30 protein-coding genes are annotated in these 24,835 nt (G+C 61.4%); 8 read left to right on the top strand and 22 right to left on the bottom strand.

From position 1 onward, the window contains the following. Positions 1 to 101 precede the first annotated feature (101 nt). The 5 genes from RMO23_RS05870 to RMO23_RS05890 form a co-directional block, all read right to left on the bottom strand. On the bottom strand, positions 102 to 1,391 hold the full coding sequence (locus tag RMO23_RS05870) for a TRAP transporter large permease (RefSeq protein ID WP_309679418.1): 1,290 nt from the start codon (positions 1,389 to 1,391) through the stop codon (positions 102 to 104). 13 nt (positions 1,392 to 1,404) lie between these two features. Further along, on the bottom strand, positions 1,405 to 1,998 hold the full coding sequence (locus RMO23_RS05875) for a TRAP transporter small permease (protein WP_309679420.1): 594 nt from the start codon (positions 1,996 to 1,998) through the stop codon (positions 1,405 to 1,407). 71 nt (positions 1,999 to 2,069) lie between these two features. Beyond that, positions 2,070 to 3,059, bottom strand: a complete 990-nt coding sequence (locus RMO23_RS05880) for a TRAP transporter substrate-binding protein (protein ID WP_309679421.1) — start codon at positions 3,057 to 3,059, stop codon at positions 2,070 to 2,072. Between the two features lie 33 nt (positions 3,060 to 3,092). After that, positions 3,093 to 4,010: an SMP-30/gluconolactonase/LRE family protein gene (locus RMO23_RS05885; protein WP_309679423.1), complete on the bottom strand. Its 918-nt coding sequence runs from the start codon at positions 4,008 to 4,010 to the stop codon at positions 3,093 to 3,095. A gap of 7 nt (positions 4,011 to 4,017) precedes the next feature. Further along, entirely contained in the window at positions 4,018 to 4,827 is an 810-nt protein-coding gene (locus tag RMO23_RS05890; RefSeq protein ID WP_309679425.1) for an NAD(P)-dependent oxidoreductase, read from the bottom strand. A 144-nt stretch (positions 4,828 to 4,971) separates the two neighbouring features. Between RMO23_RS05890 and RMO23_RS05895 the strand changes: the two genes are divergently transcribed. The 5 genes from RMO23_RS05895 to dnaJ all read left to right on the top strand — a co-directional run bounded on the left by RMO23_RS05895 (position 4,972) and on the right by dnaJ (position 10,545). Then, positions 4,972 to 5,841: a FadR/GntR family transcriptional regulator gene (locus RMO23_RS05895; protein ID WP_309679427.1), complete on the top strand. Its 870-nt coding sequence runs from the start codon at positions 4,972 to 4,974 to the stop codon at positions 5,839 to 5,841. Positions 5,842 to 6,096: 255 nt separating this feature from the next. Continuing rightward, positions 6,097 to 6,426, top strand: a complete 330-nt coding sequence (locus tag RMO23_RS05900; protein WP_309679429.1) for a winged helix-turn-helix transcriptional regulator — start codon at positions 6,097 to 6,099, stop codon at positions 6,424 to 6,426. Between the two features lie 222 nt (positions 6,427 to 6,648). After that, positions 6,649 to 7,209, top strand: a complete 561-nt coding sequence (gene grpE / locus RMO23_RS05905) for a nucleotide exchange factor GrpE (RefSeq protein ID WP_309679431.1) — start codon at positions 6,649 to 6,651, stop codon at positions 7,207 to 7,209. Positions 7,210 to 7,346: 137 nt separating this feature from the next. Then, the gene (gene dnaK, locus RMO23_RS05910; protein ID WP_309679433.1) at positions 7,347 to 9,290 is read left to right on the top strand and encodes a molecular chaperone DnaK; all 1,944 of its coding nucleotides are present in this window, start codon (positions 7,347 to 7,349) and stop codon (positions 9,288 to 9,290) included. 115 nt (positions 9,291 to 9,405) lie between these two features. After that, positions 9,406 to 10,545 (top strand): molecular chaperone DnaJ, encoded by a 1,140-nt coding sequence (dnaJ, locus tag RMO23_RS05915; RefSeq protein ID WP_309679434.1) that lies wholly within the window; start codon positions 9,406 to 9,408, stop codon positions 10,543 to 10,545. Between the two features lie 107 nt (positions 10,546 to 10,652). Here dnaJ and RMO23_RS05920 read toward each other — a convergent pair whose 3' ends face one another. Further along, the gene (locus tag RMO23_RS05920; RefSeq protein WP_309679436.1) at positions 10,653 to 11,708 is read right to left on the bottom strand and encodes a dienelactone hydrolase family protein; all 1,056 of its coding nucleotides are present in this window, start codon (positions 11,706 to 11,708) and stop codon (positions 10,653 to 10,655) included. A gap of 287 nt (positions 11,709 to 11,995) precedes the next feature. Between RMO23_RS05920 and RMO23_RS05925 the strand changes: the two genes are divergently transcribed. The 3 genes from RMO23_RS05925 (at position 11,996) to RMO23_RS05935 (ending at position 14,860) form a co-directional block, all read left to right on the top strand. Beyond that, positions 11,996 to 13,102 (top strand): S-(hydroxymethyl)glutathione dehydrogenase/class III alcohol dehydrogenase, encoded by a 1,107-nt coding sequence (locus tag RMO23_RS05925; protein ID WP_309679438.1) that lies wholly within the window; start codon positions 11,996 to 11,998, stop codon positions 13,100 to 13,102. 204 nt (positions 13,103 to 13,306) lie between these two features. Further along, entirely contained in the window at positions 13,307 to 14,104 is a 798-nt protein-coding gene (locus tag RMO23_RS05930; protein ID WP_309679440.1) for a transporter substrate-binding domain-containing protein, read from the top strand. A gap of 87 nt (positions 14,105 to 14,191) precedes the next feature. After that, on the top strand, positions 14,192 to 14,860 hold the full coding sequence (locus RMO23_RS05935; RefSeq protein ID WP_309679442.1) for an amino acid ABC transporter permease: 669 nt from the start codon (positions 14,192 to 14,194) through the stop codon (positions 14,858 to 14,860). 4 nt (positions 14,861 to 14,864) lie between these two features. Here the strand turns inward: RMO23_RS05935 and RMO23_RS05940 are convergent, their stop codons facing one another. The 16 genes from RMO23_RS05940 to RMO23_RS06015 form a co-directional block, all read right to left on the bottom strand. Next, positions 14,865 to 15,239, bottom strand: coding sequence for a LysR substrate-binding domain-containing protein (locus tag RMO23_RS05940; RefSeq protein WP_309679444.1), 375 nt, complete (start codon positions 15,237 to 15,239; stop codon positions 14,865 to 14,867). Positions 15,240 to 15,511: 272 nt separating this feature from the next. Beyond that, positions 15,512 to 16,756 carry a phage minor head protein gene (locus RMO23_RS05945; protein WP_309679446.1) on the bottom strand — a complete coding sequence of 415 codons (1,245 nt, stop codon included), beginning with the start codon at positions 16,754 to 16,756 and terminating at the stop codon, positions 15,512 to 15,514. Next, positions 16,749 to 17,063, bottom strand: coding sequence for a DUF4406 domain-containing protein (locus RMO23_RS05950; RefSeq protein ID WP_309679448.1), 315 nt, complete (start codon positions 17,061 to 17,063; stop codon positions 16,749 to 16,751). The genes RMO23_RS05945 and RMO23_RS05950 overlap by 8 nt, the downstream gene beginning before the upstream one ends. Positions 17,064 to 17,192: 129 nt before the next feature. After that, on the bottom strand, positions 17,193 to 17,345 hold the full coding sequence (locus RMO23_RS05955) for a hypothetical protein (RefSeq protein WP_309679450.1): 153 nt from the start codon (positions 17,343 to 17,345) through the stop codon (positions 17,193 to 17,195). After that, entirely contained in the window at positions 17,342 to 18,910 is a 1,569-nt protein-coding gene (locus RMO23_RS05960) for a DUF935 family protein (RefSeq protein WP_309679452.1), read from the bottom strand. Before RMO23_RS05960 ends, RMO23_RS05955 begins: the two co-directional genes overlap by 4 nt. 19 nt (positions 18,911 to 18,929) lie before the next feature. Further along, the gene (terL, locus tag RMO23_RS05965) at positions 18,930 to 20,522 is read right to left on the bottom strand and encodes a phage terminase large subunit (protein WP_309679454.1); all 1,593 of its coding nucleotides are present in this window, start codon (positions 20,520 to 20,522) and stop codon (positions 18,930 to 18,932) included. Beyond that, complete coding sequence (locus RMO23_RS05970; protein ID WP_309679457.1) at positions 20,522 to 21,028, bottom strand: DUF1804 family protein; 507 nt, start codon at positions 21,026 to 21,028, stop codon at positions 20,522 to 20,524. Before RMO23_RS05970 ends, terL begins: the two co-directional genes overlap by 1 nt. A gap of 6 nt (positions 21,029 to 21,034) precedes the next feature. Then, positions 21,035 to 21,310: a hypothetical protein gene (locus tag RMO23_RS05975; RefSeq protein WP_309679459.1), complete on the bottom strand. Its 276-nt coding sequence runs from the start codon at positions 21,308 to 21,310 to the stop codon at positions 21,035 to 21,037. After that, a complete protein-coding gene (locus RMO23_RS05980) occupies positions 21,307 to 21,525 on the bottom strand; it encodes a TraR/DksA C4-type zinc finger protein (RefSeq protein WP_309679461.1) in 219 nt (72 codons plus the stop codon). Before RMO23_RS05980 ends, RMO23_RS05975 begins: the two co-directional genes overlap by 4 nt. A 4-nt stretch (positions 21,526 to 21,529) precedes the next feature. Next, positions 21,530 to 22,060: a hypothetical protein gene (locus tag RMO23_RS05985; protein WP_309679463.1), complete on the bottom strand. Its 531-nt coding sequence runs from the start codon at positions 22,058 to 22,060 to the stop codon at positions 21,530 to 21,532. After that, on the bottom strand, positions 22,057 to 22,632 hold the full coding sequence (locus RMO23_RS05990; protein ID WP_309679465.1) for an N-acetylmuramidase family protein: 576 nt from the start codon (positions 22,630 to 22,632) through the stop codon (positions 22,057 to 22,059). The genes RMO23_RS05985 and RMO23_RS05990 overlap by 4 nt, the downstream gene beginning before the upstream one ends. Continuing rightward, entirely contained in the window at positions 22,629 to 22,991 is a 363-nt protein-coding gene (locus RMO23_RS05995; protein WP_309679467.1) for a hypothetical protein, read from the bottom strand. The genes RMO23_RS05990 and RMO23_RS05995 overlap by 4 nt, the downstream gene beginning before the upstream one ends. Positions 22,992 to 23,145: 154 nt before the next feature. Then, positions 23,146 to 23,364: a hypothetical protein gene (locus tag RMO23_RS06000; RefSeq protein ID WP_309679468.1), complete on the bottom strand. Its 219-nt coding sequence runs from the start codon at positions 23,362 to 23,364 to the stop codon at positions 23,146 to 23,148. Further along, on the bottom strand, positions 23,361 to 23,645 hold the full coding sequence (locus tag RMO23_RS06005) for an HNH endonuclease signature motif containing protein (RefSeq protein ID WP_309679470.1): 285 nt from the start codon (positions 23,643 to 23,645) through the stop codon (positions 23,361 to 23,363). The genes RMO23_RS06000 and RMO23_RS06005 overlap by 4 nt, the downstream gene beginning before the upstream one ends. Positions 23,646 to 23,653: 8 nt before the next feature. Then, positions 23,654 to 24,082, bottom strand: a complete 429-nt coding sequence (locus RMO23_RS06010; RefSeq protein ID WP_309679472.1) for a hypothetical protein — start codon at positions 24,080 to 24,082, stop codon at positions 23,654 to 23,656. 2 nt (positions 24,083 to 24,084) lie between these two features. Next, on the bottom strand, positions 24,085 to 24,835 hold a 751-nt coding region (locus RMO23_RS06015; RefSeq protein WP_309679474.1), incomplete at its 5' end, for a S24 family peptidase.

Raw genomic sequence — 24,835 nt, forward strand, 5'->3', positions numbered from 1 at the left:
CCAGTCCGTATCAGACTTCCCATGGCATATGCCATGCCCCTCCGTGTCCGGTGACGCCGCCGCGAAAGCAGTGGACTGACGATGGAGAGGCGGGACTTGTGTTACTTGAACAGGCTCGGCAGCCACAGCGAGAACGCTGGTACGTACGTCACGAGCAGCAGGCATGCGGTCAGCGCGCCATAGAACGGCAGGATCGATTTCATCACCTCCCCCACCGATATCCCCCCGATGGCGCACCCCACGAATTGCGTGACCCCCACCGGTGGCGTGTTCAGGCCGAGCGCGCAGTTGATCAGCATCACGATGCCGAACTGCACCGGGTCCATGCCAAACTGCGCCGCGATCGGCAAAAAGATCGGCGTGCAGATCAGGATGGTGGCAGCCATGTCCAAAAAGGTGCCCAGCACGAAGAGCAGCACGTTGATCATCAGGAAGATCACCCACGGCGTGGCGGACACGGAGGTCATCAGCTCGCCGGTTTTCTGGGGAACCTCGTAAAGCGCCATGAAATAACCAAAGGCTGACGAAATGCCAATCAACAGCAGGACGACGCCAGTGGTTTTGCAGGCCTTTGCGCATGCCTTCAGAAAATGCTCCCACGACAGCGAGCGGTAAACCAGCACCGTGACGATCAGCGCCCAAAGCACCGCCGTGGCGGCCGATTCGGTCGCGGTGAAAACGCCGGACAGGATGCCCGCCAGGATGATCACCACGATCAGCAGACCAGGCAAGGAACCCAGGAAGGCCATCAGCACTTCCTTCCAGCCCGGGAAATTGCCCCGGGTTGGATAGCCCCGCTTAACGGCCACGTAGTACGCGGCGGCCAGGTTGCATAGCGTGAGGATCAACGCCGGGATGATGCCGGCCAGAATCAGGCTGAACACACTGACCGAGGCAATGCCGGTGGTCGCCAACGCAAAGATAATCAGGTTGTGCGAAGTTGGCATGATGGCGCCGACCAGCGCGGCGTGGGTGGTGACGTTGACCGCATAGTCGGCGTCGTAGCCCTCTTTCACCATCAGCGGAATCATCACCGAGCCCATGGCCGACACGTCGGCCAGCGGCGAGCCAGCAACGCCGCCAAACAAGGTGCAACCGATCACGTTGCTCATGCCCAGGCCCCCGCGCACATGGCCGACCAGGCTGTTGGCAAAGCGCACGATGCGTTGGGCAATGCCGCCGTAAAGCATCAGCTCACCGGCGAACACGAAGAACGGGATGGCCAGGAAGGAAAACACCTGCATGCCGCCGATCATCTTCTGGAAGACGACTGGGATGGGCATGCCTGAATAGAGCACGGTACAGACCGAGGCAAGCCCGATGGAGAATGCCACTGGCACACCCAGCACCAGCAGCAGCGCAAAGCTCAAGGAGAGAACTGTCAGTTCCATTTTTTTCTTTCAATCAGTACCAGGACGGAACAACTTCTTCGTCTCGAAGCAGCGCCACGATGTGTTCAATGGAAAACATCACGATCAACACGCCGGCAATTACCAGCGACAAATAGTCGATGCCTACAGGCAGGTGCAGCATCGGGTCCAGTTCGTCCCACTTGAGGCGGGTCCACAGAGTGCCGCTCTGCACCATGATCCCGCCAAACAGTGCCACCAGCAGGTGGATCAGGATCTCCAGCTTCAGGCGCATCGATTCAGGCAGCAGCGAGACTATCGAGTCCAGGCCGATGTGGCCTGCATCGCGCACCCCGACCGCCACGCCGAACGCGGTGACATACAGCACGAGCTGCAGCGCCAGCGCTTCGGCCCAGGTTGGCGTGTCGTTGAAAATATAGCGGCCGACCACCTGGATCTGCACGCTGAGAATGATGCCGATCAGGCAGAAGATGGCAATGACCAGGCTGGCCTTGCTCAGCAGCGCACACAGGCGGGCATAGGCATGGCGCGCAGGCGGGCGCTCGTGTTCGGGGTCAACGCCCAAGGCAACAGAGCTGACGGCCGCTGTGGTGGCCGCGGCCGTAGCCGATATGTGGGGTGTACTCATGGGATTCCTAAAGAAACGCACGAAGCCCAGACCGGCCGTTGGCGGCCTGAGCTTTCAAGCGGTCACTGGGTTTACTTGTTGTCCTGGACAGCCTTCACCAGGCGCTGCAGGTCAGGCGTGGTGATGAACTTGGCATAGACCGGCGCCATCGCGGCCTTGAACGACGCCTTGTCCACGTCTGCAACGATCTGCGCGCCGGCCTTGGTCACAATGGCCAAGGCCTTGGCTTCCTGCTCGTCCCACTTCTTGCGCTGGAACGTCACCGATTCCTTGGCCGCGGCGCGGAACATGGCTTGGTCGGCCGGCGTCATCTTGTCAAAGATCACCTTGGAAATCACCAGCATTTCAGGCGCCATGGAGTGCTCGGTACGCGAATACACCTTGACCGCCTCGTAGTGCTGGAAACCTTCGTACGAAGGAATGTTGTTCTCGGCGGCATCGATCAGGCCGGTCTTCAACGCGGTCAAGACCTCGCCGGTAGGCATCGGCGTGGCGTTGGCACCCATCGCGCCGACCAGCGACACCCACAACTCGGACTGCTGCACGCGGATCTTCAGGCCCTTGGCGTCGGCAATGGTGCGTACCGGCTTCTTGGCGTAGATCGAGCGCGCGCCACTGTCGTAGAACGCCAGGCCCACCAGGCCCTGGCTCTCACAACCCTTCAGGATTTCTTCTCCGATGGGGCCATCGAGCGACTTGCGCATGTGGGCAATCGAGTCGAACAGGAAGGGCATGGTGGGCACCAGGCTCTTCGGGCAGGTCGAGTTCAACGAACTGATGTTGACGCGGTTCATCTCCAGCGCGCCAATCTTGACCTGGTCCAGCGTTTCCTTCTCGGTACCCAGTGCGCTTTTGTTGAACACCTTGATCGTGTATTTGCCGCCGCTTTGCTTGGACAGCACTTCGCTCATGTGCTTGACGGCGGCGACCGTCGGGTAGTCATCGCTGTTGTGGACGTCGGCCGAGCGCAGCTCGACGGCATGGGCCGAGACACAAAGACTGGCGAGAATGCTCGCTGTCAGCGCAGCAGCGCGGAAGGAAGGACGGCGGATTGATTTCATGAAAGTCTCCTGAATGGAATTAAAAATGCTCGGCTAGAGCGACACGGGAAAACGCGAAAAAGCAGGTTCAGACAGTCCGCGCACGCCGGGGCGCAGCGCAAACACACCGCCGGCCAGCGGCTGGTCAGATAAATCGATTCCTTCAGGGCGAATCGATGTCACGAACAAGGTATCAAGGCCAGCGCCGCCAAAGGCGCACATGGCCGGTTTTTTGACCGGCACGGCCAGCGAACGGTCGAGCTTGCCGCCGGGCGTGAAGCGGTGAATCAGGCCGGCATCGTTGCCGCAAATCCAGTAGCAGCCGTCGGCATCGACCGCCGCGCCGTCGGGACGGCCGGGCAGCGGCTTCATGTCGATGAACAGCCGGCGATTGGATGGCGTGCCGGTGTCAAGGTCGTAGTCAAAGACCCAGACCGACTGCACCGACGGATGCGAATCCGACAGGTACATCGTGCGGCCGTCCGGGCTGAAGGCCATGCCGTTGGGCGTGATGAAGCCGCCAAGCAGCTTCGTCATGGCACTATCTTTTTGATAGCTATAGATGCAGCCCACGGTTGCACCAGCGGCCATGTTCATGAGCATCGTGCCGGCCAGGAAGCGGCCTTGCCGGTCGCAGCGGCCATCGTTGAAACGCATGCCTTCCATGGCATGGCTGACGGGCGCAAGACTTTCAAAGCCGAGCTGTCCGTCGTCCTGGAGTTCGAGCTGGAACACGCCGCTTTCTGCGCCGGCAATCCAGCGGTTCGATCCAGCCATGGGCGCCACACAGGCCAGCATTTCAGACGCCAGCCAGCTACGGCTCTCGCCGGTGGCCGGCGTCCAGCGACACAGCTTGCGCGCCGGAATATCGACCCAGTACAGCGCCTGCCCGGCGCCATGCCAGACCGGGCTTTCACCCGTTCCGTTGCGCGCGTCGAGCACCAGCTCCGCCTTGATGAAGTCGCTGCTCATGGCTTGATCAGTCGCCAAACGGTCCGGCCACGACAAAACCGCCGCCCTGGTACTGGGCCACCGGATCGTTCAGGTCAGGGTTCGTGGTGCGCGCATAAACGGCGTCACGGAAAACATCCGAGCTGTCCTGCGGCACATAACCAATATGGCGGGCGCGGCTGTTGTCCCACCAGGTGACGGCGTTGTCGGACATGCCAAAAATAATGCTGTGACCCAGCACCGGCGTGCTCAGGCAGGCGGTGATCAGGCGGTGCAGGTCATCAAAGCTCAGCCAGGTGGCGAGCATGCGGCGGTCTTTGGGCTCGGGAAATGAGGAGCCAATGCGCACGCAGGCGGTTTCGATGCCGTAACGGTCAAAGTAAAAGCGCGACAGGTCTTCCCCGAATGCCTTGCTCAATCCGTACAGGCCATCAGGCCGCGCAGGATGGTCGGCAGTAATGGTCTGGTCCTGGCGGTAAAAGCCGGTCACGTGGTTGGAGCTGGCAAACACCACGCGTTTCACGCCGTTCTTGCGCGCTGCCTCATACAGGTTATAGGCACCCAGGATGTTGGCCTGCAGAATCGGGCCAAAAGGACCCTCTACCGACATGCCGCCAAGGTGAACGATGGCGTCGACACCCTTGACCATGTCATTGACCGCCGCCGCATCGGCCAGGTCAGCCAGCACCACCTCCTCGCCCGCGGCAGCCTCACCAAAGGCCTGCACGTCAGACAGGCGAAGCACCGTGCAATTGGCCTTCAGGCGCTCACGCAGGGCTTTACCCAAACCACCGGCGGCACCGGTCAACAGCAGTTTTTCATGCACTTTGATTGTCATTTTTGTGTCTTGTGCCCTGTGCTCATGCAAACACTGGACTTTTTGTTGAAGTTTGTTAAAGTAAACCTACCTACTCATCAGTCATAGGTTGTCCGATGACTTGAATTCTCGATGTTTGCTATTCATCTTGTCAATGGCTTTTTAATGAACCCAAGGAAAACCCCTAGTCGCCCCGATGCGGATCGGCCTTCCACTTTTTATGCGGAGCCGCCGCGTGCGCGTCGCCCGCGCAGCCTGGTGGGTGAGATCGTCGAAAGCCTGGCGGCCCGCATCCGTGACGGGCAGTTGCAGCCCGGTGACAAACTGCCCACCGAGGCCGAAATCATGACCCGGTTTGACGTCAGCCGCACGGTGGTTCGCGAGTCGCTGTCCAAGCTCCAGGCGTCTGGTCTGGTCGAAACCCGGCACGGCATAGGCACTTTTGTACTGCCGCCGCAAGAGCCCGGCAACTTCAGAATCATGGCGGAAGACTTCGCCACGGTGGCTGATGTCATCTCGGTGCTGGAGTTGCGCATCAGCCTTGAAACCGAGGCCGCAGGCCTGGCTGCACAGCGGCGAACACCGGAAAACCTCACGGCCCTGGAGAACGCCCTGCACGCCTTTCAGGACTCCATCGAGCACGACTCCGACGCCGTGCCACCGGATTTTCAGTTCCATATGGAAGTCGCCCGGGCGACGGGCAACCGGCATTTTGCCGACCTGATGACCTACCTGGGCACGATGATCATTCCGCGCACCCGGGTCAACACCGCGCACAACGCACCCGAGGGCCGGCTGAACTACCTGCGCCGCGTGCACGGCGAGCACGAAAGCATTTACAACGCCATCAGCAACCAGGATGCCGAGGCCGCACGTGCCGCCATGCGGACCCATCTTTCCAACAGCCGGGAGCGCCTGCGCCGGGGCAGCAATGTGCACACCATCCAGCCCGCCGATGCACAGCCAACCCAGTCACCGCAGCCTGACCAAGGCCCTGGTCACCACCAGCGAAGCACTCAGTCGTACGACAACTGAAAAGCGAATTGCAGAGCATGAACCGGCATGGGAGGTGCCTGCCCCGGTGGTTTGTTGTCCTGCTTTCTGTCCCGCTCATCAGGGTTTTCCAAGAGTTTTAGGCCGCCAGTCCACATGCAGCGGGCGTGAGTAGCTATAAAACTCGTAGCAGACAGAAATTTGCGTTATATTTGCGCCAAGCTTTTTGCTTAACTTTCGCACCGCGACAACACCGTGACAACACCGTGACCTGAATGTGACCCGAGGAGATAACAAATGAGCGCCAAAGAAAATGCAGCTGTCGGCCAGTTGCTCGAACTGCTGGAATCACGCTATGCACTGCGCGTGCTGTGGGCCCTGAAAGACGGCCACCCACAGACGTTTCGCCTCTTGCAAGACAGCATTGGCAGCATCACCCCCAACACGCTGAACACCCGCATCAAGGAACTGCGCGCCGCCGGCCTGCTCGGCCATGGCAGCGACGGCTACACCGTCACCACGCTGGGCGCCGACCTGCTCAAGCGCCTCAATGAGCTGCAGGCCTTTGCCGGCAAATGGGCCGCCAGCCAGACCAAGGTCAGCGCTGTCGTGCCCAAGAAAAAGTAACTTTTCACGCCCTGCAAGCCCCGCATAGCTGGGTTTGCCAAAAAGACAGGCCGGGTGCCTGTCTTTTTTTGAGCGCGTTTGCGCCTGGGTCAAGGCGTCCGGCCGCTGTTTCCGCCCAGCAGGCCGCAAAATTCCTGCAATTGCCTTCAATCCCTTGTCTTGAAAAGGGCTTTGTCATCCCAAGCTAGTTCGCTTATTAGCTTCACTCTTTGTTGCCCACGCATGTCTGAAAACACCCAACCCGAGCAAAATCAAACACTTAGCGGCGATCCGAGCCCCGAAGAGCTGGAAGCCGCGATGGCCGCCAACGAATTTGACGCACTGACGCAGGCCCAAGCCGAATTGGCCGCGCTGCAGGCCAAAAACACCGAACTGGCCGACAACTACCTGCGCGCCAAGGCCGAGACCGAAAACGCGCGCCGCCGCGCCGACGATGAAGTAGCCAAGGCCCGCAAATTTGCCCTTGAAAGCTTTGCCGAAAGCCTGCTGCCGGTGGCTGACAGCCTGGAAGCCGGCCTGGCCACCCAGGACGCCACGCCCGAACAAATCCGGGAAGGCGCGGAGGCCACGCTCAAGCAACTCAAAAGCGCGCTCGAGCGGAACCGGGTGATCGAAATCAACCCGGCCAGCGGCAGCCGGTTTGACCCGCACCAACACCAGGCCATCAGCATGGTGCCGGCCGACCAGGAGGCCAACACCGTCGTCGGCGTGCTGCAAAAGGGCTACCTGATTGCCGACCGCGTGCTGCGCCCGGCGCTGGTCACCGTGGCCGCGCCAAAATAAACGCGAAAACCATGCGTTGGCACTTGAAGTTTTAGAACTTATCCACAAGTCATCAACACAGCAAATCAAGCGCGGCCTGATTTCTTCAGGCACGCAAATTTCAAATCCTTAACGAATCAAAAAAGCAGGAGTAAATCATGGGAAGAATCATCGGCATTGACCTGGGCACCACCAACAGCTGCGTGTCTGTCATGGAAGGCAACACGCCCCGTGTCATTGAGAACTCGGAAGGCGCCCGCACCACGCCGTCCATCGTCGCCTACCAGGAAGACGGCGAAGTGCTGGTCGGCGCCTCGGCCAAGCGCCAGGCGGTGACCAATCCGCGCAACACGCTGTACGCCATCAAGCGCCTGATTGGCCGCAAGTTCACCGAAAAAGAAGTCCAGAAAGACATCGGCCTGATGCCCTACAAGATCGCCGCCGCCGACAACGGCGACGCCTGGGTTGAAGTGCGCGGCAAGCAGATCTCGGCCCAGCAGGTCAGCGCCGACATTCTGCGCAAGATGAAGAAGACCGCCGAAGACTACCTCGGCGAGCCCGTCACCGAGGCCGTGATCACCGTGCCGGCCTACTTCAACGACGCCCAGCGCCAAGCCACCAAGGACGCCGGCCGCATTGCCGGCCTGGAAGTCAAGCGCATCATCAACGAACCTACCGCTGCCGCGCTGGCCTTTGGCCTGGACAAGCAGGAAAAAGGCGACCGCAAGATTGCGGTCTATGACCTGGGTGGCGGCACCTTTGACGTGTCCATCATCGAGATTGCCGATGTGGATGGCGAAAAGCAGTTTGAAGTGCTGTCCACCAACGGCGACACCTTCCTGGGCGGCGAGGACTTCGACCAGCGCATCATTGACTTCATCATTGCCGAATTCAAGAAAGAGCAAGGCGTGGACCTGGGCAAGGACGTGCTGGCCCTGCAGCGCCTGAAAGAAGCCGCCGAAAAAGCCAAGATCGAGCTGTCCAACAGCGCGCAGACCGACATCAACCTGCCCTACATCACCGCCGATGCCTCAGGCCCGAAACACCTGAACATCAAGATGACCCGCGCCAAGCTCGAAGGCCTGGTTGAAGAACTGATCGAGCGCACCATTGCCCCTTGCCGCGTGGCGATCAAGGACGCCGGTGTCAGCGTGGGCGACATTCATGACGTGATTCTGGTCGGCGGCATGACCCGCATGCCCAAGGTGCAGGAAAAGGTCAAGGAGTTCTTCGGCAAGGAGCCACGCAAGGACGTGAACCCTGACGAGGCGGTTGCCGTTGGCGCCGCCATTCAGGGCCAGGTTCTTTCCGGCGACCGCACCGACGTGCTGCTGCTGGACGTGACACCGCTGTCGCTGGGTATTGAAACCATGGGCGGCGTGATGACCAAGATGATCAAGAAGAACACGACCATTCCGACCAAGTTTGCGCAGACCTTCTCGACCGCCGAAGACAACCAGCCGGCCGTGACCATCAAGGTGTTCCAGGGTGAGCGCGAAATTGCCTCCGGCAACAAGGGCCTGGGCGAGTTCAACCTCGAAGGCATTCCACCAGCAGCGCGCGGCACGCCACAGATTGAAGTGTCTTTTGACATCGACGCCAACGGCATTTTGCATGTGGGCGCCAAGGACAAGGGCACCGGCAAGGAAAACAAGATCACCATCAAGGCCAACTCCGGTTTGTCTGAAGCCGAGATCCAGCAAATGGTGAAAGACGCCGAGCTGAACGCCGAAGACGACAAGAAAAAAGTCGAGTTCGTGCAGGCCAAGAACAATGCCGAAGCGATGGTGCACAGCGTGAAAAAATCGCTGACCGAGTACGGCGACAAGCTGGACACGGGCGAGAAAGAAAAAATCGAGGCCGCCATCAAGGACATGGAAGAAGCCCTCAAGGGCGACGACAAGGCCGCCATTGATGCCAAGAACACGGCCCTGATGGAAGCCAGCCAGAAGCTGGGCGAAAAAATGTACGCCGACATGCAGGCTTCGCAGGGCGCGGCCGGTGGCGGTGCAGCCGGTGCGGCCGGCGCCGAACAGGCGCAGGCCCAGCCGGCGGATGACAATGTGGTGGATGCCGAAGTCAAGGAAGTGAAAAAAGGCTAACTCCCCGCGCGGGGCGTTGCCCCGCTGCAGGCAAGCGGAACACGGGCGTTAAACCCCGGTTCCGCTTTCCCGTTTGCGGCCCCTGGAACTCTTATCTACCGAACACGCATTTTTCATGGCCAAAAAAGACTATTACGACACGCTGGGTGTACCCAAAAACGCCAGCGACGAAGACATCAAGAAAGCGTATCGCAAGCTCGCGATGAAGCACCACCCTGACCGCAACCAGGGGGCTTCGGACAAGGCGGCCGAGGAGAAATTCAAGGAGGCCAAGGAAGCCTACGAGATGCTGTCGGATGAAAACAAGCGCGCCGCCTACGACCAGTACGGCCACGCGGGCGTTGACCCCAACATGCGCGGCGGCCCTGGCGCAGAAGGCTTTGGCGGCTTTGCCGAAGCCTTTGGCGACATTTTTGGCGATGTGTTTGGCGGCCAGCGCGGCGGCCAGCAGCGCGGCGGACGCCAAGTGTTTCGCGGCGGCGACCTCAGCTACGCCATGGAAGTCACACTCGAAGAAGCCGCCCACGGCAAGGAGGCGCAAATCCGCATTCCAAGCTGGGACGACTGCAACAGCTGCCACGGCTCGGGCGCCAAGCCCGGAACCAAGGTGGTCAGCTGCACCACCTGCCACGGCCACGGCGTGGTGCAGATGCGCCAGGGCTTTTTCAGCGTGCAGCAAACCTGCCCGCAGTGCAAGGGCACCGGCAAGCTGATTCCCGAGCCCTGCGTGGCCTGCCACGGCGTCGGCAAGACCAAGACCAACAAGACGCTGGAAGTCAAAATCCCGGCCGGTATCGACGACGGCATGCGCATCCGCTCCACCGGCAACGGCGAACCCGGCACCAACGGCGGCCCGCCCGGCGATCTGTACATCGAGATCCGGGTCAAAAAGCACGACATCTTTGAGCGCGACGGCGACGACCTGCACTGCGCCGTGCCGATCAGCTTCACCACCGCCGCGCTGGGCGGCGAGATCGAAGTGCCAACCCTGGCCGGCAAGGCCGCCATCGACATCCCCGAAGGCACCCAGGCGGCCAAGCAGTTCCGCCTGCGCGGCAAGGGCATCAAGGGCGTGCGCTCCAGCTACCCCGGCGACCTCTACTGCCACATCACGGTAGAGACCCCGGTCAAGCTGACAGAGCACCAGCGCAAGCTGCTCAAGGAACTGGACGAGTCACTGAAAAAAGGCGGCGCCAAGCACTCGCCCAGCGAAGAGGGCTGGGCCGACAAGCTGAAGAATTTCTTTACTGCCTGATTGAAAAAGGCGCTGTATCCGGCGCTGCGGTCAATCTGCCTGCTTGCGAATGCCGGACTTGTTCCGGCATTTTTATGGCTGGGCCAACCGGCTTGTGCAAGTGGCCATCAGCGCGCAAACACCCTGCGCAGAAAGCCCAGCGCCGCCTGCGCGGCCGTGTCGCGCGCGGCGCGGTTGCCTTCGACGCTGGCGCCAGTGGCACTGCAGTTTTTCAGCACCTCGCGCAGCGCGTCGCCCTGCAGGCGCTGGCCGGTGTTGCGGTCAAAGCTGGCGAAGCTGTCGATATCCATTTCGACCGGACAGTCGTCCTTGCTGCGCTGCGCGCCGCGCACAGTGATGCGGCGCTGCTCGTCCATGTCGAACTTGTGGCGGGCGCCTTCAATCCTGACAAATTCCACCGGCGTGCCGGCCTTGCCAATACGCTCGGCGTAGTCCTGGCACGGGCCCATGGGCGTGTAGTCATCGGCGTCGCCATGCAGCCAGAGCATGGGCGAGCGCGAGAACACCCCTGGCTTGACCTGCAGCCGGAACAGGCCGGTGCAGCCGCCCGAATAGGTGGGAATATGGGCGGCAAAACGCAGGCCGCCGGGCAGCTTTTGCGAGGCAATGATGCGCTCCACCGCCGTGCGCCAGGTGTTGATGCCGCCGCGCGAGAAGCCCATGATGGCGATGCGGGTCGGGTCTATGCGCGGGTGCGTGGCCAGCAGCCTGAGCGCGGCAAAGGCGTCGGCGGTGTCGGCGGCAAACGGCACCTGCGACTGGTCTTCGGCCGTGCTTTGCACGCCGCGCGGCCCGAAGGAGTCGACCGACAGCACGGCGATGCCCGCCGCATTGAACTGTTTGGGCCAGAAGTCGAGCATGGCGCTGTAGATGCCGCCAGAGCCATGCACCAGAACGACGGCGGGCACCTTGTCGGGCGCGCCGGCAGCGGGCAGAAACAGATGGCCTACGATGTTGACCTTCTCGCCCGCGCCGTCGCCGCGCATCAGCTCGGGCAGGCCCTTGGGCGTCCAGCTGGCAAACACATAGCGCCCGCTGGGCGGACCGGCCGAAAAGTCCGCCACCGGTGCGTCCTGCGCCCAGGCCGCCGAAAGCCCGGCTGCGCCGGCAACGCAGAGCGCCAATGTGCAGGCAGGTTTGAAAGTGCGGGCAGGCAGCTTCATGGCAACTCCTCGGGGTGGGGCCGGTTCGGTGGGTTCCGCTCGGGTTGGACAAAGGCAATATAGCCCGGAAGCGAACCGAGCACCATGTTTTTCAGGCATCAAGAGCGCTGGTCTGTTCAGGTAAATGCTATTAAATTGATAGCTTGATACACCTAATAATACTGGGCTAGAGGCACTTTTCGCCACTGAACGATGGTTTTCAGGGCCGCATGCGCCCTGCCGCTGCCTCAACCGCTGGCTTATAGTGCCGATTCACCCTTTTTCCTCCCCCAGCCCGAGTCCAAACCATGAAAACCAAAGCCGCCGTCGCCTGGAAAGCAGGCCAGCCCCTGACCATTGAAACCGTTGACCTGCAGGGCCCGAAATTTGGCGAAGTGCTGGTCGAGATCAAGGCCACCGGCATCTGCCACACCGACTACTACACGCTGTCGGGCGCCGACCCGGAAGGCATCTTCCCGGCCATCCTGGGCCATGAAGGCGCAGGCATTGTGGTCGATGTCGGCCCGGGCGTGACCACGCTCAAGAAAGGCGACCACGTCATTCCGCTCTACACGCCGGAATGCCGCCAGTGCAAGTTCTGCCTGTCGCGCAAGACCAATCTGTGCCAGCTGATTCGCGGCACCCAGGGCAAGGGGCTGATGCCCGACGCGACCAGCCGTTTCAGCCTGGACGGCCAGCCCATCTTTCACTACATGGGCACCAGCACCTTCAGCAATTACACGGTGGCGCCGGAAATCTCGCTGGCCAAGATCCGCGAAGACGCGCCGTTCGACAAGGTCTGCTACATCGGCTGCGGCGTCACCACCGGCATAGGCGCGGTGCTGTTCACCGCCAAGGTCGAGGCCGGCGCCAATGTGGTCGTCTTTGGCCTGGGCGGCATTGGGCTCAATGTGATTCAGGGCGCGAAGATGGTGGGCGCCGACAAGATCATTGGCGTGGACATCAACCCGGCCCGCCAGGACATGGCGCGCAAGTTTGGCATGACACATTTCATCAATCCCAAGGAGGTCGATAACGTGGTCGATGCCATCGTACAGATCACCGACGGCGGCGCCGACTACAGCTTTGAATGCATAGGCAACACCCAGGTGATGCGCCAGGCGCTGGAGTGCACGCACAAGGGCTGGGGCCGCAGCATCATCATTGGCGTGGCCGAAGCCGGCGCGGAAATCTCCACCCGGCCCTTCCAACTGGTGACGGGACGCCACTGGGAAGGCTCGGCCTTTGGCGGCGCGCGCGGGCGCACCGACGTGCCCAGGATCGTCGACTGGTACATGGAGGGCAAGATCAACATCGACGATTTGATCACCCACACCATGCCGCTGGAAGACATCAACAAGGGCTTCGAGCTGATGAAGCGCGGCGAGTCGATCCGCGGCGTCGTGCTGTACTGACGGCGGACGCGTTCAGGCCGCTCAATGAACACCGTTGCTTTGCCCGTGTGCAGCTTTTACGGGCATGACCAGCGGCGGCATCATGTCGCGCAAATTAACCGGCCCCGAGCCAGGTTTTTTTGGCTTGAAGCCTGCACGGTGATGCGCGCGGTCTTAATATCCATTTTTCTTTTAAATTTTTGCTTTATATATTTAATTAAGAATATGAATATCTCCAAACGACTGAGCTTCGTCTTCCTCATCACCCTGGCCTTGAGCGGCCTCGCCAGCGTGGCCAGCGCCGCCGATTTGCTGGACAGCGTCAAGCAGCGCGGCACCTTGAAGGTCGCACTGGAAGGCACTTACCCGCCTTTCAACTACAAGGAAAACGACAAGCTCGCCGGTTTTGAGGTCGAGCTGGCCAATGCGCTGGCGCAAAAGCTGGGCGTCAAGGCCGAGTTCACCACCAGCGAATGGAGCGCCATTCTGGCCGGCCTGCAGGCGGGCAAATACGACGTGGTGATCAACCAGGTCGGCATCACCGACAAGCGCAAGGAAACCTTTGACTTTTCCGAGCCCTACACCGTCTCCAGCCCGCAGTTGATCATTCGCAAGGACGAGAAACGCGAGTTCAAGACCCTGGCCGACCTGAAGGGCAAAAAACTCGGCCTGGGCCAGGGCACCAACTTTGCCGATGTCGCCAAGGCGGTGGGCGGTATCGAGATCAAGACCTACCCCGGCTCGCCCGAATACCTGCAGGACCTGGCGCTGGGCCGCATCGATGCGGCGCTGAACGACAGCCTGCTGATTCCCTACATCGTCAAGAAAACCAAGCTGCCGCTGAAACCCGGTGCGCCCGTGGGCGAGCTGGAAAAGTCCGGCATCGCCTTTGTCAAGGGCAACCCCCAGTTCAAGGCTGCCATCGACAAGGCACTGGCGGACCTGCAGGCCGACGGCTCGTTTGGAAAACTGTCGGTCAAATGGTTTGACCGCGACGTGAGCAAAGCGCCCGTAGCGAAGTAACATCCATTCGGCCCCTGCGCCCCGAACCTGCGGGGCCAGCAAAGCACCCCGGCTGCGACGCCGGGGTTTTTATTTGTGGAGACTGCGATGGATATGACCGGTGTGATGCAGCTGCTGCTGGATGCCCTGCCGCTGATGCTCAAGGGCGCGGCCTGGACGCTGCTGCTGGCGGTAGCCTCAGTGATTTTTGGCGCGCTGATTGGCACGCTGGTGGCCGTGACGCGGCTGGCCAGGCTGCCCGGCCTGTCGCAGCTGGCCGCGCTGTATGTCAGCTGCATGCGCGGCACGCCGCTGCTGGTGCAGCTGTTCGTGATTTACTTCGGCCTGCCGAGCATAGGCATCCAGTTCGACCCGATCAGCGCCGGCATTCTGGGCCTGAGCCTGAACGTCGGCGCCTACCTGTCGGAGACGATTCGCGGCGCCATCAACGGTGTGGAGCACGGCCAGTGGAACGCGGCCCGCAGCCTGGGACTGACGCAGGCGCAAACCCTGCGCCATGTTATCGGCCCGCAGGCGCTGCGGCTGGCCGTTCCCAGTTTGTCGAACAGCCTTATCAGCCTGATCAAGGACACCTCGCTGGTGTCGGTGATTGCCGTCAGCGAGCTGATGCTGGCGACCAAGGAAGTGATTGCCACCACCTTCCAGCCTTTTCCGCTGTATCTGGCGGCGGCGGCGATTTACTGGGCCATGAGCGCCTCGTTTGAAACGCTGCAGAAAAAACTGGAGCTGCGGTTGAACCGAAGCTACTTGCGCTAGCGCTCTAGGCTTTTTTCACCGGGGTCCGGCGCCCGGCGGCACGCCGCGCTGACACACCCACCCCGGAGCCTTGCAGCACCTCGGCAAAGCACTGCGCCAGAATCGCCCGCAGCCAGCGCAGGGCCGGATCACTGGCCAGTCGCGCGCTCCAGACAAAGCGGTGCGGCAGTGGCGGGACCGGAAACGGTGTCGGCAACGCGCACAAGCCGAACCGCTCAAGCGCCTCATGCATGGCCACGACGGGCAGCGTGGCGAGCAGGTCGGTCTGCGCCAGCAGCGGCGGCACGGCGGAAAAATTCAGCACCCGCGCGGCGATGCGCCGCTGGCGCGCGGCACCGAGGGGGGCGATGTTTAGATTGATCCAGAAGACACCAAACAAAAACGGTCAAAAAAAGGCGCTAAATCAATGACTTACGGTTCTTTTGACTGTTTGGGCAAAAACGTTTGATTTGATCCAGTGAGTGACCGAAATCGGCGGCGAAGTGCAAATTAAATGACTGAAATTACTCGAAACCCGATCGGTTTATGACGGCTTATTGCCAATTTATGACGCCGGTCATAAAATTCAAACCGAGCCAGTGGACTGGAAATGCACCAGCCAGAATCCCGCCAGCAGGCGAATTTATTATGGGGCGCCGCGCACCCCCTGGCTCACCTTCCCAAGTCACCGAGCAGCAGCTCATATTGCGTGACATCCTTCAAATTGACCGCCTTCGCTGAGCCCAGCGATACCACTGAGGCGGCGCTTCCCAGGTTCGTCTTTTGATTCAGGCGCAGCACGATCTTCGGCAGCCTGTCGTTAAAGCCGCCTTGCGGCACCACGATCAATGTGCCCTCGGTCTTATCTAACAACACCGCCCGGTAGTTCCTGAAGTTCTCTGGAAGGCTGTCGATCCAGGCGTCGGGCCATACCTGTTGCGGTGCGTCAATGGCCTTGTGGGTGCCGGATAAATGCACGGTCTTGCGGTCGAAAACCGCAGCGGCCGTGGACTTCAATTCGGTCTGCGGCAGCTTGTCGGCCAGAGCCTGCAGCGTTGCGCTGTCGAAAAAACCGACGATCTGGGCGTCACCCTTGGGTTGTTTGATGGCGTTTCGAAAGGCCTTGAAATCGGCATTCATGACCTTTTGAAAGGCCGGTGAAATCGTTTTATCGACCAGCGGACCTTGCAAAAATCGCGGGAGAGCGGCGAGCTTTTGGCCCAGGGCCAGTTCGGGCGCTATCCATGACTGGCCGACGTTGTGATCCCAGCCGGGGTCTATGCCGACCGGCACCTGGTCTTTGATCTCGCCGTCCTGGCTGACTACCTGCCGGGTTTTCAGGTCGAACTTCGGGCTGGCCGTCACGCCCAGGTGCTTGAGGTCGGCATCGCTGTAGGCGCGGATGGTGCAGCGGCAACCCCAGCCGTTGGGCGGGTAATGGGTCTGCCAGAAGCTGTCGCCAATCGGAAAAATGAGGCCGTTCCAGGCGCGATGCTGCGGCCTGACGCGGGAGTCACCGGCGGTGCGGTATTGCAGGTAGGGCCGGTTCGCCTGGTTGGCCAGCAGTTGCTCCCAGCGGCCGGCCATGTGGGCGCTGCGCATGTTGTTGTTGAAGATAACGGCGGTGCGCCAGCCGCGCTTGCCTTTGTAGGTCCAGCCGTGTTTTTGCACCGCAGCGTCGAAGTCCTTGCGGAACTGGGTGATGGTGGTGCCTTTTTCCAAGCCGCTAACCAGTGACTTATGCAGGTCGCTCACCAGGTCGATTTTGACGGCCCCAGACACGGCGAAGACTTTGCCGTGCACCGGGCCGGCGAGATCGTCCCAGGCCAGCGTGCTTTCGGGCAGCTTGCCTTTCAGGTTGTCGATGGCGCCCTGGAACTGGACGCCGAAATCGCGGGCGGTAACAGGATCAGCCATTTGACCAATCGCCGATCATGTCGAGGTCGGCTACCCGCAGTCCGAGATCAAGCGCCAGACGATGCTCGACCGAGGCGCCGCGACTGGTGTGCCATTGCGGAAGAAGGGCTACGGTGTCACATGTCACCAACTGCGCTACCGCCATGCGCATGTACCCTTGCCACGTTTTGCAGACCGGCTCCGGATTCTCCGCTGGGTTCTCTACGTGATAGCCAAGCGACCTAAGCTGTTTCGCCGCGCGATTAAATGCCGGGTAGTTGTATTCTGGAAGGCCAGACATCGGGCCCGCGATATAGATGCGTTTCATAGCTGCGATCCAAGCCTGAAGTAAAAAATGAAAGTTCCAGCGTCCAAAGCGCCCAGCGCCCATAGAAAGATCGTCATGTAGCCGATGGCCGTGGCGAAAACGCGGATTGCGGTCATCATCGCGGGGCCATCAGCCTTCTGCCCTGTTGGGCACTTTCCCACCGGGCAAGGTCAGCCACAAGGTGACGCAGGGCAGCACATTGACGCACCAGCGGCGGTTAAATGGCGAGTAATGCGCGCCGATCCACAGCGCGCCCACGTTGACCAGAAGTCCCCAGCTCATGGGGCATTCGTGGCCGCACCACGCAACATCGAATAGCTCAGCGCCCGGTCCAGCACTTCGCGCAGGCCGGTGTCGTCCAGCTGGCCGACCATGTCCTGCAGGGCGTCGTGGAACTCCAGCAGGGTTTTGCCGTCGGCTTCAAACTCGGCCAGCATCCGGGCGATGGGCGCGATCAGGCTGTCTTCGATGGCCTGATCGGCGGCGTCGGTGGCCAGCTGCAGCGCCTGGTCGTCGGTCATGCCTGCGGCCTTGGCGAAAGTGAAGCCTGGCAGGGATGAAAAGTTGACCGGCTTGACCGGCTTCAGCGCGGGTTTGTCGCTGGGCAACTTGTTGTCAACAACAGGCTTGGCGTCCGGCAGCAGCTCATCAGCGGCGTCTTCGGCTTCGGGAATGCCCAGCTCTATCAGCATGGCCTTGCGCGATGGCCTGGCACCGGCCTTGCGGGCCATGTCGTAGGTCTCGGCGCGTTCCTTGCCGGCGCTTTCCTGTTTGAAAAACGCCAGCGTCGGTGGCGCGACGCCTTCGCCGAAGTTGAACAGGGTGATCCAGCGGAATATCTGGCTCATGCTGGCGGCGGCGATGTCGCGGTCGGAGTCATGCACGCTGTTCTGGCGCACCTGGGCGGTGTCGGCGGCGGCGCGCGAGCCGACTTCGAGCTGCTCGCCGATCATCGCCTGGCTGGTCAGGGCCTTGCTCATTTCGCGGTTGGCCAGGCTGATCAGGGCCTGCTGCGGCGCGGTGCCGGAACCGCCCTGCGGCACCAGCAGCTCGATGCCGGTGCCCTCCTGCACCACCAGGTAGCCGGACTCGACCATGCTGGCCAGCGCATCGGCCAGCTCGTCCTGCTCTTTCTCGCCGGTGCCTTGCGGGTAGCGGCCCACCGGCCAGGGCAGGCCGTGGCGCTCGCAGTACTTGACGAAGTAGCGCCAGCCGCCGGTCTTGAAGGTCCAGGGCCAGAAGCAGCTGCTGAGCAGTGCCATGCCGTAGGGGTTGTCGGTGGTAGCCATGTGGCGGCTGATGACGAACTGGTAGGGCTCGACCGGCGCGCCGGAAAAGTTGCCCTTGCTGACCAGCAGCGGGTTGGCTGACGCGTCAAAGCGGATGCGGCGGCCGGGCCGGTCGGCCACTTCGGAGGGCAGCAGCTTGCTGTCGGCGTTGTAGTTCCAGACCAGCTCATGGGCCTTGTAGCCGGTCAGGATGCAGGAGCACATCTGCCACATGACTTCCATCCAGTCGGCCACCGCATTCGGCGGGCCGCTTTCCATCCAGCGCTGGCACAGCTCCAGTGCTGCCTGCGCCTTGGCGTCGTCCTCGCTGCCGACTTCGAGCCGGTAGTCGTGCGAGCGGAAGGAGCCGCGGATGGAGCGGATTTCGCCCATGACATGGGCGTCCAGCATGATGCTGCGGTACACCGCATCGGCCTTGCCCATCTGCCGCAGGATAGGGTCCGGGTTGGGCAGCGACGACAGTGCCGAAAAGAAGTTCTCGGGGTCGGTGGCGGGCGTGGCAACGGGTTTGCCAAGCCAGCCTTTGACGCCCTGGATCAGGCCGCGCACAGTGTTCATTTTTTAGTCCTCATTGGGTTCAGCGCCGGGGGCCGGTCTTGATTCGGGGGATGCCACCGGCGCGGCTGATGGCGAGCATCCAGAGCATTTGCAAGGCGTCGGGGCCGTCGTCGTGATCGGCTTCTGGCCAGTGGCGCAGCTGCTCGTTCAGCACGGTGTGCTGCTGGCTGAACAGGATCAGCCCGTTGTTGACATGCGGGCTCAGCGATTCGATGCGCAGGTTTTTGTCGCTGTGCGGTATCAGAGGCACGGCCGGCACCGGCACGCCGGCCCTGGCCGATTCCTTGACCAGCTGCTGGCGAAAGAACTCCTGAAACTGCACCGACTCAATGCCCCAGACCAGGCAGCGGTAGGCCTTCTGCAGCTCAATGATGCGGCTGATCTGGCGGTCCGGAATCGTGCGCGCCACAAAGGCCTCGACCACCGACAGCTTGCCGTGCTCGCGGTCAAAGCCGCCCACCAGGCAGGCGCTCGGGTCGCGGCTCTTGTTGTTCTTGCCCAGGCTGGGGTCATGCGCGCCATAAAACACCCAGTCACGGCAGGGCTGGACCCAGAACTGCATGCTCTGGAAAAATGACGCCTCGTCATTGGTCGGGTCGTTCTGATACTCGCAATCGAAGGCGTGGTGGTCGCCGGCGCGCTTTTTCATCAGCATGATCAGCGGCTGCACGGCTGGCCAGGTGACCACGCCGCCCTTGTCCATCTCGGCCTTGTTGTCGGCATAAAAGGCGTCGGATACCTCTTCATCGTGATTAATGAACAGCTCTTCCCATTCTTGCCACAAGTCCATGCGGTCGGGCCAGCGGATGATGGCTTTGAATTTGTGCCGCTTCCACATCGGGTTTTTGTGGGTGCGGTTGGCCACCGAGTCGTAATGCAGGATGGTGTTCAGGTAGATGATGTCCATCGAGCCATCAGGGGGTCCGAGCGGGATCACCACTTTTTTCAGCCACGATTCGAGCTTGTCGCGCTGCTCTTTGCTGCGCACGTTTTCATCATTCTCGATGTCGTCCAGCATGACAAGGTCGGGCCGGTGCGGGCCATGGCGCAGGCCGCGCATCTTTTTGCCAGAACCAAAGGCCTGCACCTTGCGGTTGTTGCGGGTGAGAATGACGCCCACGTTCCAGACCCGGCCAGCGCCGCAGGCGTCCGGGAAGTCCATCGCCAGGCGTGGATTGCTCTCCAGCTCGACCTTGATGGCTTCAAGCATGGAGGCGGCCTGGTCGAAGCTGTCCATCACCAGCGGGATGTAATGCTTGCGCCCGGTCACCACGCACCAGAGCGTGAAGAGCTGGGTGCCCAGCGTAGATTTGGCATTGCCTCGGGACGCGGAGATGTTGGCCAGTATGCCGCGCAGCTGGTCGATGTAGCCAGGCACCGTGTCGTAAAACCAGCCCTGAAAAATCGACTCTTCCGACTTCACATAGTGCGGAAAGTAGGTGCGGCAAAAGAAGCGGTAATCGGTCTGGGCACGGGTGCGCCGAATATCGCGCGCGGTGGCGTCGGTGGCAAAGCCTGCGCACTCGGCCTCGACCAGCTGGCGCTGCTGCTCGGCAAAGCCAGCCAGTTCGGCCAGGAAGTCCTTGTCTCTGAGCTTGAGCTGCTTGGCCATCAGCTGCCCGACCCAAACTCGCGCACAAACTCAGGGCCGGCGGCCTCGGCAATCTCGATAAATTGCTTTTGCAGCCTGGGCGCGCTTTTGCCGATGAAGACGGTGAGGAACTTGAGCACGTCCATGGCGACGGCCAGGCGGTTGCCGTTGGGCATGGCGCGCGATGCGGCGCCTATGGCCTTGTTGTAGCCGTCCATCAGCTTGACCAGGATGTCGGCGCGCGCGCTGGCGGCCATGGCCGGGTCGGCCTTGATGGCTTCGATGGTGGCGAGGAACTGCTCGGCCAGGCCGCCCAGCACTTCGTTGGCCATCTCTTCCATGCCGCCCTTGCTCATGCGGCGGGCGTTTTTGGCGAGGTCCCAGTCGTCGCCCGCGTCTGCGGCCGTGCGCTTCCAGTTGCGGGCGGTGTTGTAGGGCACCTGGCACACCTCTGCTGCGCCGGCCAGCGGCATGCCCTGCAGGTACTTGCTGCGCACCTTGCCGCGCGTGCTTGCGTCGTAGGCCATCAATGCTTACCGGGTCGCAAAATACTTCAGTGCTTCAATGCAGGCCGTCACCACCGTGCCCGCCATCGCACCGCTTCCCGCGCCGCGTATGGCGGTGCCGCGTTCGTTCTTTTCGATGGTGGCCACCCGCGATTCGACGCCTGACAAACGCCCCTCAATGGCATGGCGGAAATCGTTGATTCGCTGATGCGTCGATTCGTGGTTCTGCTGCATCATCTGGGTCATCAGCTTGAGCTGGCCCTTGACTTCAGCCAGTTCAACCAGCACGGTGGGATCGCTCATAGTCCTAGTCCTTTTTTAAATTCAAAGTTCTGCTCGCAGCTCACGCACCTGATGGCGCTTGGCACGGCCAGGCGCCGGGCCGAGGGGATGGCTTCGCCGCAGCCTGCGCAGTCAGCCTGGCCCTTGCCGGCAAGCCGGGCCTGCACATCGCGCAGCCTGGCGTCACGCTGGCTTTGCTCCAGCCTTGACGCCTGTTCAAAATACTTTTCATCCATGGCGTCAGGGCCTCACCGGCTCGCTGCGGGCCAGCAGCTCGCTCTTGTGAGAGGAGCCGCTGCTGGAGCCATACCAGTAAGCCAGCACCATCAACGCCACCGAGTCCATCAGGCCCAGCACCCGGCCGACGATGATCTCGGAGGTGCTGGCTGGGTAGCCTTTAAACAGCACCAGAATCTCGCAGCCCAGCGTGGCCGCCAGCAGCGCCAGGCTGAGCCAGAACAGGTGCTGCTGCGTGCCGCCCTGCACATTGGCCTGGCGCGCGCTGTCGCGGTCCTTGAAGGCCAGCTCGGCGTACTTGAAGCCGCGCTCTTTTTCGTTGGCCTGGTACTGCAGCTCCAGCGCCTTGAGCTGGCTGATCTGCTCGGGCGTCATCTGCCCGGCTGCAATCGCGTCGGCGATCTTGGTCTGGGTCGCGTCCGATACGCCCAACAGCCCGCCGATGGCGCTGACGGCCACGCCGCCCAGCGGGCCGAGCAAGGCGCTGGCGACCGTGGGCGCGAGAGATTTGAGTGTGCTTAGCCAGTCCATCATGCAAGCTCCGTGAAGGTGGTGAAAGCCGTCGCCAGCTTGCTGTCGTAGTGGTTGTCGGCGTAAGCCGGGCCGTTGTAGCCGTGGGCAAACCCCGCCCAGTCCTGGCGGCGCAGCGCCGTGGCCAGGCCAGCGATTTGCACATAGCGCACAAAGGCCATGAGCTGCGCGCCCTCGCTCTCGTACATGGCATTGACGAAGGCCTGGACCGTGTCAAAGCCGACCATGTGGTGGTTGAGGCCCATGATCTGGAACTTGCCCCAGCTGGCGGACTTGAGCGCCGCTTCGCGGGCGAGCGCGATGGCGCGCTGCAGGCGGGCCTGCTCGGCCTGCCAGGTCTTGCCGTAGAACTGCCGGGTCCATTTCGGGTAGCTCAGATCAGGTGCCTGCACCGCGAACTTGCCGGCGGTGTACCTGTGAAACTTGTGGCCTTCAAACAGCGTGACGGGGGTGCCGTCCGGGTTGAAGCCACCGCCCGGCGCTTCGACCTGGCAGACCGCCTTGATGGCGGCTGGCAGGCAGTCAAGCGCCGTGGCGGCGTCGATAAAGTCTTGCTCGGCAAGTACGGGTTTCATATGCTTTTCACCCCCGCGTCATAGCCCTGCTGGAAGAACTTGCGCGCCAGGCCTTCCAGCTCGCGCTGCGTCCAGACCGTGCAGCCGCTGGCCTCGCAGGCCGCCCGCTCGTCGTCGGTGATGGCCACGCCCGGAATGGCCGCGCAGGCAGACAGCACAAGGGCCAGCAGCACCAGGCAGATCAGGACGCCGCAGCCGTTCAGCCAGAGGACGATGCGGGCGGCCAGCCGCAGGCGCGGCGCGCGTCCTTTGCCGCCGCCCCGTGCGTGCAGCGCAATCAGGCGGGCCTGCTCGAATCGCGCCCGCCTGCGCTCGCCCTGCGAGTAGCGGGCAATCGTGTGTTTGAAGCGCGCCTGCATATCAGGCGCACATGCCGGCAAGAAAGAGGATGATGGCGGCTATAGCCAAGCCTAAAAAATAATCCATCGCGAACTCCAGACGTTAAAAAGGGCTCTTGTTCAGCAAGAGCCCTCAGTGTCTGGAATCGGCGGTGTTGGGTATTGGTGAAGCGTTTCACCGCGAGGGCTTCGTTGTGCCCTTTGATGGTTTTTCAGGGGTCGCGTAGTCGCCCGCGCTGCAGATTTTTTTAGACTGGCTGATGCTGCCGTCGTTGCAAACGAAATAGGAGCCCATGCAATGGGACACGCCACCCTTGCCCTTGGAGCATGGGTAGTTTGCCGCGTTGGCTGTAGCAAGCGTGAGCGCCCAGAGAATAAAACCGACCTTCTTCATTGTTGCCTTTTTAGGGCGCGGCAATGCCGCACGTCGCCCCTGGTCTTTACCCGGTGATCTTCACGGCTCAGCCATTGCAGGTTTGACACATGGTCGGCGCCGTCCGCGCACAACGGCGTGATGTGATCAATCTCATGGCCGGGGCATTTGCCACGACGCAGGCCGTTGGCGGGGCATGGATTGTGGCGTTTGAACTCTGAGACGACGGCGGCTGAGCGGACGGTTTTGGCTTCGGCCGCGCCGCAGTGAATTGCAAAAATACCTGTGAGCAGCAATGCCAAGAAGCGGCTCACCGTTTGGCGACTTGATCGAGTTCTTCGACTGCGTCGTAGCAACCGCCACGGTGGTTCCCGAACTGCTCGGCACTACTCAGCGCACCGAGCAGTTCAAACGGCTTGAGGTTGCCAACCCCTTCACCGACAGAAACGATCTTGTTCATTTCAACCACGAAGTTCACATGGGCGTCCGCTGCAGCGGTGCAGGCAGAAAAGTCCCCCCACATCTTTGTTATTCGATCTCGATGCGCCATTGCCGCCTTGACGGCTGCGGCGCGTTCAGCGGGTTTCTTCTTCTCCCACAGCATCGATACCCTCAGCGTCTTGTCGAACTCGTCGTAAAGTTTCCGCGCTTCCGGATAGGCTGCTTTGGGCGGCTTTTGTTGCGCCATCGATCCGCTGCACATGGCCGCCATCGCAAGCAGGAGAAACAATTTTTTCATAGTCACCACTCGTGAGTTGAGGCCACCACTCGGCCCAGGATTGAAACGTCAGACTCTTTGGACAGGTCAACGTCATACGGCTTGTAGGTCTGGTTCTCGCTGCTCAATCGCAATACACCGTTGGGAAGCAGCTGCGCGTACTTCACCAGCAGCTCGTCGCCTTGCCGCAGCACATAGGCGAAGCCGCTCTTGGGCGTGGTTTGCGCCATGTCAATCAGCACCTGGTCACCATCCGACAGCTTGCCTGTCATGGAGTCGCCGGTCACGTCGATAACCCTGAGGCCACTGGCCTGAAGGCCTTTTTTGTTGAGCCAGCTGCGGCGAAAGCAAAGCCCGTGCAATTCGGCCTCATGCCCGTTGAGCGCGCCCGGACCTGCACTGGCCGCCACGTTGTGTCTGGGTATCACCACGAATTCATCGCTGGTGGCTTTTGCGCCTTTGCCGGTGATCACGTAGTGGGTATCAACACCCAGTTCGCTGGCCTTGTAAAAGTATTCCCCGTCCGGTGACCGCTCGCCGGACTCGTAATTGAACTGCGAGGTTTTGCTGACGCCGCACTTCGCGCCGAAATCAGCCTGGGCAAGACCCAGCCGATGACGCTCCGCTCGTAGGCGCTCGCCGATGCCCGCGTTTGTTGACGTTAGGTTTTCTTGTTGTTCGTTCACGGTTAAACCACTGTGAATAAAACGCGAGTATGGCACCCACAAAACGGGCTGTACAGCTTTTTGTGTATCCCGTTTCGGCAACTTTTTT

Source organism: Polaromonas sp. (assembly GCF_031411155.1).
In the GTDB taxonomy this organism is placed as follows: Bacteria; Pseudomonadota; Gammaproteobacteria; order Burkholderiales; family Burkholderiaceae_C; genus Polaromonas.